General features: G+C 38.5%; 10 protein-coding genes. All 10 read right to left on the bottom strand.

Annotation, left to right across the window (positions count from 1 at the left end; all coding sequences use genetic code 11):
- Positions 1–15: 15 nt before the first annotated feature.
- From ftsZ to BM361_RS05495, 10 genes are read right to left on the bottom strand one after another with little or no spacing between them, the layout of a single operon-like run.
- Positions 16–1,965, bottom strand: coding sequence for a cell division protein FtsZ (gene ftsZ, locus BM361_RS05540; protein ID WP_074977518.1), 1,950 nt, complete (start codon positions 1,963–1,965; stop codon positions 16–18).
- A gap of 21 nt (positions 1,966–1,986) precedes the next feature.
- Positions 1,987–3,333 (bottom strand): cell division protein FtsA, encoded by a 1,347-nt coding sequence (ftsA, locus tag BM361_RS05535; protein ID WP_074977516.1) that lies wholly within the window; start codon positions 3,331–3,333, stop codon positions 1,987–1,989.
- 3 nt (positions 3,334–3,336) lie between these two features.
- A complete protein-coding gene (locus BM361_RS05530; RefSeq protein WP_074977514.1) occupies positions 3,337–4,053 on the bottom strand; it encodes a cell division protein FtsQ/DivIB in 717 nt (238 codons plus the stop codon).
- Positions 4,050–5,396 carry a UDP-N-acetylmuramate--L-alanine ligase gene (gene murC, locus BM361_RS05525; protein WP_074977512.1) on the bottom strand — a complete coding sequence of 449 codons (1,347 nt, stop codon included), beginning with the start codon at positions 5,394–5,396 and terminating at the stop codon, positions 4,050–4,052. Before murC ends, BM361_RS05530 begins: the two co-directional genes overlap by 4 nt.
- A gap of 19 nt (positions 5,397–5,415) precedes the next feature.
- The gene (murG, locus tag BM361_RS05520) at positions 5,416–6,510 is read right to left on the bottom strand and encodes an undecaprenyldiphospho-muramoylpentapeptide beta-N-acetylglucosaminyltransferase (protein WP_038266332.1); all 1,095 of its coding nucleotides are present in this window, start codon (positions 6,508–6,510) and stop codon (positions 5,416–5,418) included.
- Positions 6,497–7,714 (bottom strand): FtsW/RodA/SpoVE family cell cycle protein, encoded by a 1,218-nt coding sequence (locus BM361_RS05515; RefSeq protein ID WP_074977510.1) that lies wholly within the window; start codon positions 7,712–7,714, stop codon positions 6,497–6,499. Before BM361_RS05515 ends, murG begins: the two co-directional genes overlap by 14 nt.
- Positions 7,715–7,750: 36 nt before the next feature.
- Positions 7,751–9,085, bottom strand: coding sequence for a UDP-N-acetylmuramoyl-L-alanine--D-glutamate ligase (gene murD, locus BM361_RS05510; RefSeq protein ID WP_074977508.1), 1,335 nt, complete (start codon positions 9,083–9,085; stop codon positions 7,751–7,753).
- A gap of 1 nt (position 9,086) precedes the next feature.
- Positions 9,087–10,325, bottom strand: a complete 1,239-nt coding sequence (gene mraY, locus BM361_RS05505; RefSeq protein ID WP_074977506.1) for a phospho-N-acetylmuramoyl-pentapeptide-transferase — start codon at positions 10,323–10,325, stop codon at positions 9,087–9,089.
- 5 nt (positions 10,326–10,330) lie between these two features.
- A complete protein-coding gene (locus BM361_RS05500) occupies positions 10,331–11,794 on the bottom strand; it encodes a UDP-N-acetylmuramoyl-L-alanyl-D-glutamate--2,6-diaminopimelate ligase (RefSeq protein WP_074977504.1) in 1,464 nt (487 codons plus the stop codon).
- Entirely contained in the window at positions 11,791–13,788 is a 1,998-nt protein-coding gene (locus BM361_RS05495; RefSeq protein ID WP_074977503.1) for a penicillin-binding protein, read from the bottom strand. Before BM361_RS05495 ends, BM361_RS05500 begins: the two co-directional genes overlap by 4 nt.

The following is a 13,788-nucleotide window of genomic DNA, read 5'->3' as shown; positions in this document are numbered from 1 at the left end:
GGGTTGTGTTATTCTTTAATCTACATTATCATGTAAAAATGAATTATTAGACCTTAACTGAGTTTCATCATTACTATCTACACCGATTGACATACGGGAAGGATCTTCGTGTTGCTTATCTTCTAACTCAACACCCATACGCTTATACGCAGGTTCTTTCTCGATCTCTTCAATCTTAGAATTATTATGGTGAAACTTATAATTAAAATCTTTTAGTTTCTTCTTGCGCTCCTCAACACGTTTTTTCAAAGTTTCCTCAATCGGACTGTTAAAAGGATCGACATTGGTGGCCGGTTTATCTTCCACCGGTTGCTCTTTTACCTCCTTGTTAACAACAACCTTTTTCTCAATAATCAGTTCTTCTTCTTTTACTACGGCTTTTTCATTTTGAGGTTTTGCCTTGTTTAACTTGTCCTCCATCTGCATGTAATCATCCAGACTATAACGCTTTTCACCATTTTCTGAATGTTCGGTTACAGGAACTACCTCTACGTAATCCTTCACCTCATAATCTCTGACATCATCCGAAATCTCGTCATCCAAATTAAAGGTAACCACATTCTCTTGCGTTGAACTTACCTCTTCTTCCTCTACCGGCATATCAAACAACAACGTTGTTTGCTGTTTTTCATCTTCAACTTTTAAAACTTCAGGATCTATAACCTCAATATCTCTTATTTTAGCTGTAGTATCGATAATTACAAAGTCCTCCTCTTCTGCCTTTACCTCTTCGTATGAAACATCAATATTTTTAATGAGTTCTGACGTCGGTATTAACTCCATTTCGGCTTCCTCATCGACTAAAGTGTGACGAACCACCTTCTTTTCTTTTGGGACTTCGCTCTTAGGCTCTTCGTTTAAAGGAAGTTTCGGTACAGATGCCATTGTTGACTTTGCAGAAAGGTTTTGCTCAGCCTTTTGCTCATCTTCCAAGGTGTGAATAATTTTCTTGGCTTCCACATTTACAATCTCATGTTGTTGTTCTGCATTAAAACCAGTGGCAATAACAGTAACAGAGATTGAATCACCCAATGCATCATCTTCACCGACACCCATAATAATATTTGCACTGTTTCCAGCTTCAGCCTGAATATGATCATTGATCTCTCCTATTTCATCAAGAGTAATCTCTTCAGAACCAGAAACAATAAGCAACAATACATTCTTTGCTCCTGTAATCTTATTATCATTTAATAATGGAGAGTCCAGCGCATTCATGATGGCATCCTGAGCACGGTTACCTCCGACTGCGGTAGCTGATCCCATGATCGCAGATCCACTATTAGCCAACACGGTTTTAGCATCACGTAAGTCAATATTTTGTGTATAGTGATGAGTAATTACCTCGGCTATACCTCGGGCAGCAGTTGCCAAGACTTCATCTGCCTTTGAGAAACCAGCTTTGAAACCGAGGTTTCCATATACCTCTCTCAGTTTGTTATTATTGATCACAATAAGTGAATCAACACTCGCACGTAAATTCTCTACACCTCTATGAGCCTGTTCATTACGCATCTTTCCTTCAAACTGAAAAGGAATAGTCACAATTCCTACGGTAAGCACATCCATATCCTTTGCCATTTTAGCAATGATTGGAGCTGCTCCAGTACCCGTTCCACCACCCATTCCGGCAGTAATAAAAACCATTTTGGTATTCTTATCCAACATGGTCTTAATATCTTCAAGGCTTTCAATAGCCGCTTGTTCTCCAATTTCAGGATTCGCACCAGCTCCCAAGCCTTCAGTTAAAGAGACTCCTAATTGAATTCTATTAGGGACTGAACTGTTTTCCAGGGCCTGTGAATCGGTATTACACACCACGAAATCAACCCCATTAATCCCTTGCTGGAACATGTAATTAATTGCGTTGCTTCCACCACCACCAACACCGATCACTTTTATAACGTTGCTCTGATTTTTTGGCAAATCGAATGAAATGTTTCCAAAATCTTTATTGTTGCTCATAATACTCTTTTACTGGTTTGTTTACTCTGCGTTGTCTAAAAAATCTTTTAACTTTTCTGACCACTTCTCTAAAAATGACTTCTTAGGACTCGAAGGGGTCGAAACTTGCGGTTCGCTTGGTTCGGTTTGTTTGTTGTTTTCTTCTTCTGGCGTTTCAGATAGTACTTCCTTAACTTCCGGAGCTGCCTCAGGTATAATTCTTCTTTGCTGTTGTTTTAATGCATTCATAACTAAACCAACAGCAGTTGCATATACCGGACTTGCGACTTCGGCATCTGAATCACCAGCTAAGTGTTCGTTTGGATATCCGATTCGGGTATCCATTCCTGTTATATATTCCACCAATTGCTTCAAATGCTTTAATTGGCTTCCTCCTCCGGTTAAAACTATACCGGCTATTAATTTCTTCTTCTGTTCTTCATGACCATAGCTCTTTATCTCAGCATAAATCTGCTCTACGATTTCAACTACACGGGCATGAATTATTTTTGAAAGGTTCTTTAGAGTGATCTCTTTTGGCTCTCTGCCTCTTAAGCCAGGAATGGAAACGATTTCATTGTCCTTATTCTCTCCCGGCCATGCAGAACCAAACTTTATTTTAAGTAACTCCGCCTGTTTCTCTATGATCGAACAACCTTCCTTTATATCTTCAGTGATTACATTACCACCAAAAGGTATTACTGCTGTATGACGAATAATGCCATCTTTAAAAATGGCCAAATCGGTCGTACCTCCACCAATATCGATCAAGGCTACCCCGGCTTCTTTTTCTTCCTGACTCAATACAGCATCAGCCGAAGCCATTGGCTCAAGAGTTATTCCTCCCAGCTCTAAACCGGCATTCTTCACACATCTTCCAATATTCCGAATCGAAGATACCTGACCTACAACGACATGGAAATTAGCTTCCAGCCTGCCTCCATACATTCCGATCGGCTCCTTTATCTCACTCTGTCCGTCAACCTTGTATTCTTGAGGAAGCACATGAATAATCTCTTCTCCCGGCAACATTACCAGCTTATAAACCTGGTTACACAGTCTGTCTAAATCCTCATCTTTGATAACCTCTTCTGCATCAGCCCTGGTGATATAATCACTGTGTTGTAAACTTCTTATATGCTGCCCTGCAATACCCACAACCACTTCACCAATCTTAACCCCGGAGGCACTTTCTGCCTCATGTACGGCTTGTTGTATAGACTGAATGGTCTGCGTTATATTATTCACTACACCTCTGTGTACTCCCAAGCTTTTAGATCTTCCTATACCCAATATCTCTACCTTACCATAGTCGTTTAATCGTCCAACCATGGCAACTATCTTAGTGGTCCCTATATCCAGTCCTACAGCGTATCTAGTAACTTCCATATCCTACTTTTTGGTGCACACTACCTGATTATTAAACTTCAAATTCACTGCCTCATACTCTGACAATGATTTGTCTTTTATTGCTTTCTGATAAAACGCCTTGAAATTGAAAAACTTTTTATCCAAATTCTCTAAGTCTCCTAACTTTACCACAAATTCATCTACCCTCAGTTCCAATTCAAAACTCTTTCCTGTTTTATGAATACCTACAACATGCTTCTTTAAAAATGTATCATTCTGTATATATTCGCTCAACTCAAAGGTTTCGTCTAAATCATTTTTATTAACATCGCCTGTTATAATCGGAACTCTTGCCGAAAACACGCCGGATAATGGCATCGGTTTTCCTTCTGAATCGATATAAAAGGGCACAGTGGTATTTACGCGAGCAATTGGTTTTCGTTGCTTAACTTTAGCACCAAGTTGCCCGTTCACAGTAAGATATACATGAGCGTTTTGAATCATGTCATTGGAGATTAGGGCTTGCTCCAATATATTCAAATCTAGTTCATCTTTTCGTACACCCGAAGTGTCTGCCTGATTTTGTATTAACAACTTATTAACCATTTCATAGGTTATGAAAAGCTGATTGGAATCGGCAAATTCTATTTCTACTCCAGACATTTTTCTGGCAGCATTTCGATTGGCAGTAAAACTGAACAGAAACACCACCAATAATAGCAGCAGTGGTAATTTGATATGTATCCACTTTACTTTCATACTAATAATGCAGCTTTTAAATTTGCCACTTCTTGCCCTATATCGCCAGCTCCCAGCGTTAAAACAACCTTTGCTTTAGAAGCTTTTACGGTACCTATAATTTCTTCTTTTGTAATTTTCTTTTTGTTTTTATTAGCTATTTTCCCAAGCAACCAGTCTGATGTCACTCCATCGATTGGCTTTTCTCTGGCTGGATAAATATCCAATAATGCGACTTCACTGAATTTCGAAAGCACCCTTCCAAAATCATCTGCAAAATCTTTAGTCCTACTGAATAAATGAGGCTGAAAAATGACCAAAGTCTCTTCATTTGGATACATTTCCTTTACGGCCTGAAATACAGCCTCAATTTCTGTAGGATGATGCGCATAGTCATCAACATAAACCAGGTTCTCGCTCTTAATCTGATATGAAAACCTTCTTTCAACACCTTTAAAAGTACTTAGCGCTTCAACGAGGCGGCTGGTGGGGTTACCAGATTCGACCGCCATCGCGAAAGCTGCCAATGCGTTCAACAAGTTGTGTTGTCCTGGCTTGTTAAACTTTACATCAAAAAATTCTCCCTTAGGAGTCACCATATCAAAACAGTAGGTCGCGTTTTGAATTCTTATATTTCGTATACAATAATCTGATTCGTCTTCTATACCATAGGTAAGTCCTTGCAATGACAATCCATTCCTTACAATAAGCTTACCTCCCGGCTTTAATTTTGTTGTAAACTCCTTAAAAGTCCTTTCCAATTCAGCAGCCTCGCCATATATATCCAAATGATCTGCATCGATTGAGGTAATGCAGGCTACGTCGGGAGAGAGACTCAAAAACGATCGGTCAAATTCATCAGCTTCAACAACGCTTACATCTGTACCGTCAATTATAAAATTACTATTGAAATTTTCCGAGACACCTCCTAAAAAAGCCGTTATATCCTGACCTGATTCTTTCAAAATATGAGCCAATATTGCAGAGGTCGTAGTCTTACCATGCGTGCCTGCCACTGCATAACAAAATGTATCCTTAGTGATAATCCCTAACACTTCTGCTCTCTTTTTTATAGCTATACCCGATGCTTCAAAAAACTGATATTGTACATTGTCCTTTGGAACTGCGGGTGTATACACCACCAAAGTATTTTCAACCTCTTTGAATGCCTCAGGAATTTTACTTAGTTCATCTTCAAAATAAACAGCTATACCAACCTCTCTGAGACCATCAGTTATCTTACTCGGTGTTTTGTCGTAACCTGCCACGTTTTTCCCTAAAACTTTGAAATAACGAGCCAACCCAGACATACCGATACCTCCGATACCCAGAAAATAGATGTTATGTATATTATTTATATTCATTTCTCCCTAAAAAGAGCTATTAATTTTTATTCAAAATAATTTCAATCTCGTCTACTATATGCTTTGTAGCATCTGGCAAAGCCAATTTCTTTATATTCACCCCTAACTCCTCCATTCGATCCTTAGACGTAATCAGTGCCTTAAACCCCTGTTGAAATTCGTTATCTAAATCCTTCTCATTGATAAGTAACGCCCCTCCTTTATCAGCTACCGATTTTGCATTCTTTGTTTGATGATCTTCAGCCACATTGGGAGAAGGAATAAAAATGACCGGCTTCCCTACAATACATAGTTCAGAAACAGAACTTGCCCCTGCTCTCGATATGATAACATCGGCTGCACCATAGGCCTTATCCATTTCATTTAAAAAAGCCAACACCTTTACACTTTCACTCTCATAATGCTTGTATTCTTCATAATAAAACCTTCCGCATTGCCAAATAACCTGAATATCATGAGCTTTGAAGAATTCCAGTTCTCGCTCTATCAACTGATTGATTCTTCGAGCTCCTAAACTTCCACCTAAAACCAACAAGGTCTTTTTATGTGCATCCAGATCAAACAACTTTAATCCGGCTTCTTTATTATCATCAACACCCAAAAGGTCTTGCCTTACCGGGTTTCCTGTTTTTACAATTTTATCTTTAGGAAAAAATCGATCAAGGTCATCATATGCCACAAACACCTTCTCCACTTTCGGAGCTAACAATTTATTTGTAATTCCCGGATAGGAATTCTGCTCTTGAATAACACATTTCACCCCTTCTGAAGATGCCACCTTAAGCAAAGGACCGCTGGCAAACCCTCCGGTTCCAATAGCCATATCCGGCTTAAAAGTCCTGACTATTTTTCTGGCCTCAATCATACTATTGATTAACTTGATTGGAAACATCAGGTTTTTAAAAGTCAATTTTCGCTGAAGCCCTGATATCCACAAGCCCTTAATTTTATAACCAGCCTGAGGAACTTTTTCCATTTCCATTTTATCTTTTGCACCAACAAACAGAAATTCTGCATTGGGATAACGACTTTTTAGTTCGTTAGCAATGGCAATGGCAGGATAAATATGTCCTCCTGTTCCTCCTCCGGATAATATGAATTTATAATTGCTCACTTAATACTTCTAATGGGTTTTCTTCTACTTTATTTTTTTGAGTTGCTTTCGCACTTGCTTCAACAACTTCTTCTTCTCTCTTCGCACTTACACTTAAAATGACACCTATAGCCAGACAGGTCATCCAAATTGATGTACCCCCACTACTGATCAGCGGAAGCGTTTGCCCGGTAACAGGAAATAACTCAACCGCTACTGCCATGTTAATAAACGCCTGAAATATAATTGGCAGGCCGACGGCTAAAACCAACAATTTTCCAAAAACATCTTCAGCCTTATGGGCCACAACCACAATCCTAAACAACAAGAGCAAATACAAAAACACTAAAGTCAATGCCCCGACCAATCCATACTCTTCGACAATGATGGCATAAATAAAGTCGGATGTACTTTGAGGCAAAAAGTTTTTCATAACACTTTTTCCTGCTCCTAATCCAACAACACCTCCTGTAGCAATGGCTATTTTAGCTTTTTCAATTTGATAATCAGACTCGGTATCCGCATCATCCATAAAACTCTCCACACGACTAATCCAGGTGTCAACACGATTAGGAAATAATCCGGGAAAAGCCTTTGCTGTTAAAACAAACAATGCCAGACACACTATGCCTGCACCAATAATACTCATCAAATACTTTAATGGATAACCTCCTATAAAACACAACAACATCACCATTCCGAAAATGATAGCAGTGGTCGAAAAATTGGCCGGCAAAATTAAGCTTAAAACAACAAATACCGGCAACCATAAAGGCAATAATGTCTCCTTAAAAGCAACTTTTTTATCTTTTATTTTGGTAAGGTATCGAGCCACATGAATTAGCAACACAAGGGCAGCTAATGTAGATGTCTGAAAACTAATACCTACGAACGGAATTCGAATCCATCTACTGGCATTTGCCCCTCCTATAGTAGTTCCCTGGGCAAGGGTAATCAGTAACAACAAAATCACTACCGGCATAGCAATAATCGACAAAGCCCTAAAATACCTGTAAGGAATTTTATGAACACCGTAGATTATAAACAACCCGATAAACAACAAAGCAGCATGCTTAATCAAATGCCCTATAGTGGTACCATTACCCACAACGTAAACCAGGTTGGTACTTGCACTATAAATTGGCAAGAAAGAAAATAACGCTAATAGGCATACTACTGCCCATATAGCTTTATCACCTTTTATATTTTTAAACAATTGCTGCATAAATACACTTCCTTATTTTGTACGTATAAATCTCTTCTATAGTTTTCTTACGGCTTCTTTAAATTGTCTTCCTCTGTCTTCGTAGCTTTCAAATAAGTCAAAACTCGCACAAGCAGGAGACAATAGAACAGCATCGCCCTGCTCCGATATCTTATTTGCAATCTTTACAGCTTCTTCCATAGCAGTGGTTTCCACCATAACCTCTACAACATTCCCAAAGAAATCCTTGATTTTAGTATTATCAACCCCTAAACACACAATGGCCTTTACTTTTTCACGAACCAAAGGCATTAATGGGGTATAATCATTTCCTTTATCCTGTCCTCCAACAATCCAAACCACCGGTGACTTTACACTATCTAATGCATAAAATGTAGAGTTCACATTAGTAGCCTTGGAATCATTGATATACTGAACGTTTCCTATTTTTAAAACCTTTTCCAATCGATGTTCAACCCCCTGAAAGTTTTGCATACTCTCTCTTATGGTCGTCTTTCTTATTTTTAACAATTGTGCTACAGCTGATGCTGCCATGGTATTCTTTACATTATGTTTACCTTCTAGGGCTAAAGTATCTGTTGACATACTAAATAGGTTATTATCTATTGTTACTACTAATTCGTTATTCTTTATATAAGCGCCATTTTCGAATTCTTTCTCAAGTGAAAATGGCAACAATCTTGATTTTACCGGATGTTTCTCTAACCACCCTATGATTACCTCATCGTCTGCATCGTAAATCAGATAATCATCTTCCGTCTGATTCATTGCTATTCTAAATTTTGAGGCAATGTAATTTTCGAACTGATAATCATATCGATCTAAATGGTCTGGAGTAATATTGGTAATTACAGCAATGTGTGGCTTAAAATCGCTAATTCCATCGAGCTGAAAACTACTCACTTCCAACACGTAATGTTTATGATCATTTTCTGCCACGATCTGAGCAAAGCTATCACCTATATTCCCGGCTTTTATTACATCTAACCCACCATTATGAAGCACGTGATACGTGAGTTCGGTGGTTGTTGTCTTACCGTTGCTACCTGTAATAGCAACCACCACTCCCCTGGTGTATGCTGATGCAAATTCAATTTCTGAGATTACAGAAATCCCTTTTTGTTTCAACTTCTTAACCAGTGGGACATGATCAGGAATACCCGGACTCTTCATTACCAAATCAGCATTTAAAATCTTACTTTCTGTATGCTGACCTTCTTCCCAGTCTATCTCAAGATTTCTAAGAACGTTTTTATATTTCTCTTTGATGTTTCCGCTATCAGAAACAAAAACTTCATAATTTTCTTTTACACCCAGGATGGCTGTTCCAACACCACTTTCACCTCCTCCTAAAACAACCAATCGCTTCATACTATCTCACCTTTAACGTTACAATGGTAACGATCGCCAATACAATTCCAACAATCCAAAATCTGGTCACTATCTTACTCTCATGATACCCCTTCTTTTGATAATGATGATGCAAAGGAGACATTAGAAAAATCCTTCTTCCCTCTCCATATTTCTTTTTGGTAAACTTGAAATAACTAACCTGCAAGACCACCGAAAGATTTTCCGCTAAAAAAATCCCACATAAAATCGGTATCAATAACTCTTTTCTAATGGCAATGGCTATAACAGCAATGATTCCTCCAATGGTTAAACTACCTGTGTCACCCATAAAAACTTGAGCTGGATAGGCATTATACCACAAGAATCCTACAAGCCCACCAACAAAGGCAGCTATAAAGACCGTAATTTCTCCTGCCCTGGGGATGTACATAATATTCAGATAATCTGAGAATATTATATTACCAGAAACCCAGGCAAATATCCCTAAGGTGAGTACTATTATTGCCGATGAACCCGCTGCCAAACCATCAATTCCATCGGTAAGGTTTGCCCCGTTTGACACTGCAGTTACAATTAAGATCACCAACGGAATAAAAATGATCCATGCATAACTCTTATAATTATCTCCTGCCCAGGCAATCAATTCAGAATAGTCAAACTCATTATTCTTAAACATAGGAATCGTAGTTTTTGTAGACTTCTCTTCCTCTTTGAAGAAATGCTGCTGGTCTTCCTGAACCACAAACTCAGGTCGCGTTGGCTGCATATCTTTTAACTTCTCCTTAATGGTTACATCGGGATGAAAATACAGGGTAACCCCTACTATAATACCCAAGCCTATCTGACCCAGAATCTTAAACCGGCCTTTTAACCCTTCCTTATCTTTTTTAAAGATTTTAATGTAATCATCCACAAAACCAATTGCACCCATCCAAACTGTGGCAACAATGAGTAAAATGATATATATATTATCTAAAGCTGCGAATAATAACACCGGTATTAAGGTTGCCAAAATAATGATAACACCACCCATTGTTGGTGTCCCAGCCTTCTCTGTCTGACCTTCTAAACCAAGCTCTCTAACGGTTTCCCCAACTTGCTTTCTTCTTAAATAGTTGATAATGCGCTTACCATATATTGTTGATATCAATAATGACAAGATAACCGCCATGGCTGCCCTGAAGGTTATAAACTGAAATAGTCCAGCCCCAGGTATCTGGTAATTATCTTCTAAGAATTGAAACAGGTAATAAAGCATTTATGTTATTTATTTAATTGGTTTAATAGTTCTTTTACAATTTTAAAATCGTCGAAATCCGTTCGCTTTCCGTTTACCTCTTGATAGGTTTCATGCCCTTTTCCTGCTATTAGAATAATATCTTTCGAATTGGCCAGTTGACATGCTGTTTTTATAGCTTGTTTCCTATCTGTAATTGACATTGTCTTTTTATAATTCTCTGGAGAAACTCCCTTTTCCATATCCTCAATAATAAGTACAGGATCTTCCGTACGAGGATTATCTGAAGTAAAAATCACCTTACTACTGAGGGTTGACGCAATATTCGCCATCACCGGACGCTTGGTTTTATCTCTATCACCGCCACAACCAACAACCGTAATTAATTCTTCATTCTTGGTTCGTATACTATTGATGGTTTCCAATACATTTTTCAAGGCATCCGGGGTATGAGCATAATCAACAATAGCTGTTATTTTTGAAGGAGATACAACATATTGGAACCTTCCGCTAACACTTTCCAGCTCGCTCAGGTAACGCAAAACATCTATTTGCTCAAGACCTAATTGCCTGGCCGTTGCGTAAATCGCCAATAGATTATAGGCATTAAAGTTTCCTATTAATTTTGTCCACACTTCATTACCCTCAATTTTCAACAACAATCCATCGAACTGATTCTCTAAAATCTGAGCTTTATAATCCGCATAATTTTTAAGGGCATAGGTGAACTTTTCAGCCTTTGTATTTTGCAACATTACCAGTCCGTTCTTATCATCTACATTCGTTATAGCGAATGCTGATTTAGACAACTGATCAAAAAATGTCTTTTTAACATCCCTGTATTCCGCAAATGAACTGTGATAATCCAAATGATCATGTGACAAGTTGGTAAACACACCACCGGCAAACTCAAGCCCCTCTGTTCTTTTCTGATGAATCCCATGGGAACTAACTTCCATAAAACAAAACTCAACTCCGGCATCAGCCATCATTTTTAAATAGCTATTGATGGTCAATGAATCTGGTGTAGTATGCGTCGCTTTAAACTCCTTATTATCGACTAAAATCTTAACCGTAGAAAGCAAGCCCACCTTATAACCGGCTTTCTTAAACAACTGATATAACAAGGTTGATATCGTTGTCTTACCATTGGTGCCGGTAATTCCAACTAATTTTAAATCGTGTGAAGGATTACCATAAAAATTAGCAGCAATTAACGCCAGTGCACTTTGTGCATCATCTACCTCAATATAGGTGACTCCGTTAACTATGCTTTTTGGCAGTTTTTCACACACTATAGCAATAGCCCCATTATTGGTAGCCTGTTCTATATAATCATGCCCATCAACGACAGTTCCTTTTACGGCCACAAACACATCGTTAAGAGACACCTTTCGGGAATCAAAATGCACCTGATTAATGGCTACAGTAGTATTACCAGTAACCGCATTCAAGTTTACTTTATACAATATGTCTTTTAACTGCATCATGAAAGTTGCAATACTATAGTTTGTCCTTTATTTATTTTCGATCCGCTCTTAACGGATTGTTTTCTTACTTTACCGTTCCCTACCACCTTCACTTTAACTCCTAGGTTTTCAAGTATTGAAACCGCATCCATACCGCTCATGCCCTCAACATCAGGAATAATATTGCTATGATTCTGTACTTTCGAATAATAAGCACGGTACTTTTCCTCCACCGAAGGATTGGGTTTCTCTAAATCCTTTACCGTATCAATTACTGGCGAATCCGTATAAATCTTCTGAGCTACTCTTTTAAACACAGGCCCGGATACATCCGCTCCGTATATACCAACACTTTTATCAGGCTCATGAATTACTACAATACAAGAGTATTTTGGGCTATCAGCCGGGAAGAAACCAGCAAAACTTGAAATGTACTGCAGTTTCTGACGATCCTTTGCTGCATAATTCTTTTGAGCCGTACCCGTTTTTCCCGCCATAGAAAAGTTTGGTGAGTATAACTTATGACCTGTTCCATGATCCTTCTCGACCACGTTTTTCAATAAAGCCTTCACCTTGTCGATAGTTTCCTGAGAACATATAGAAGAATTGATCACCTCTTTATCAAACTTCATCACCGTGCGATTCCACTCCTTAACTTCCTTGATCAAACGCGGCTTTACCATCACTCCATTGTTAGCGATTGCATTATAAAAAGTTAAAATTTGCAAAGGTGTCATTTGAACCCCATAACCATAAGCCATCCATGGTAAGGCTATACCACTCCATCGTTCCTTATCATTTGGATGCGGAATAAACGGTTCTCCTTCCCCCTTAATTGCCAAACCTAAAGGCTCATTAAGCCTCATATTATAAAGACGATTTACAAAACGCTTAGGATCATCCCCATAAAACTTATCAATAACCTTAACAATTCCCGTGTTAGAAGAACGCTCAAAGGCCTCTGAAAGACTAATCTTTCCGTACCCTCCCCATTTCGAATCTCTTACTTTATATCGATTGTAAAAGGTTAGTATTCCTTTTTCCGTATCCACGACATAATTTGTATCTACCACTTTATCTTCCAAAGCAGCAATTACTGACATCAATTTGAATGTTGAACCTGGCTCATGTGATTCTCCGACAGCATAATTTAGCTTTTCATAATACTTTCCATTTTCGGTACGGCCTAAATTTGAAATAGCCTTCACCTCACCACTTTCAACATCCATCACCACCACACACCCGTGATCGGCCTTATATTTTTCCAATTGCGCCAATAAAGCGTGATGGGCTATATCTTGTATATTCACATCAATGGTAGAAACCACATCATAACCATCCTGCGGTTCCACTTCATTATAATCAGTAATTGGTTTCCACTGCCCTTTGGCTATCTTTTGCTTAAGACGGTGCCCTTCTTTACCTTCGAGGTATTGATTGAAAGCACCCTCAAGCCCAACTGGATTAGACAAACGGTCATAACCAATACTTCGTTTAGCTATTTTACCTAACGGATATTCTCTTTTTGTTTCTTGCTCAACTATAATACCTCCCTTATAAGGCCCCAGATTAAATAATGGAAAACTTTTTACTCTTATGTAATCTGTATACCCAAGGTTTCTTGATAATAACATGTACCTGTTCTTGGTAGCCCTCGCTTTTCTGAATAAATTCTGGTAATAACTCGAACTTTTACCAAACATAACAGACATAGAATCGGACAACGGCTTAATGTGTTTCTCGAAATTTTCAGAATTTGGAGCCAGCGCATCAAACCTTATATCATATTTAGCTACCGAGGTCGCCAACAAACTACCGTCATCAGAATACAAATTCCCTCGATTAGGCTCAATGGTAAAATTCTTTACCGTTCGTTCACTGGCTAGTTCACGATACTTATCCCCATCGACAGTTTGAATCGAAACCAACTTTACAACAACCGCAACAGCAAAGACAAAAATGAGCCCTGCTATAACATATAACCTATTTAATATGTGCTTCTCTGTTGTTGGCAT

Origin of the sequence: Zhouia amylolytica, from assembly GCF_900116365.1 — a bacterium.
Taxonomy (GTDB): Bacteria; Bacteroidota; Bacteroidia; order Flavobacteriales; family Flavobacteriaceae; genus Zhouia; species Zhouia amylolytica.
This window is presented reverse-complemented; position numbering and strand designations above follow the sequence as displayed.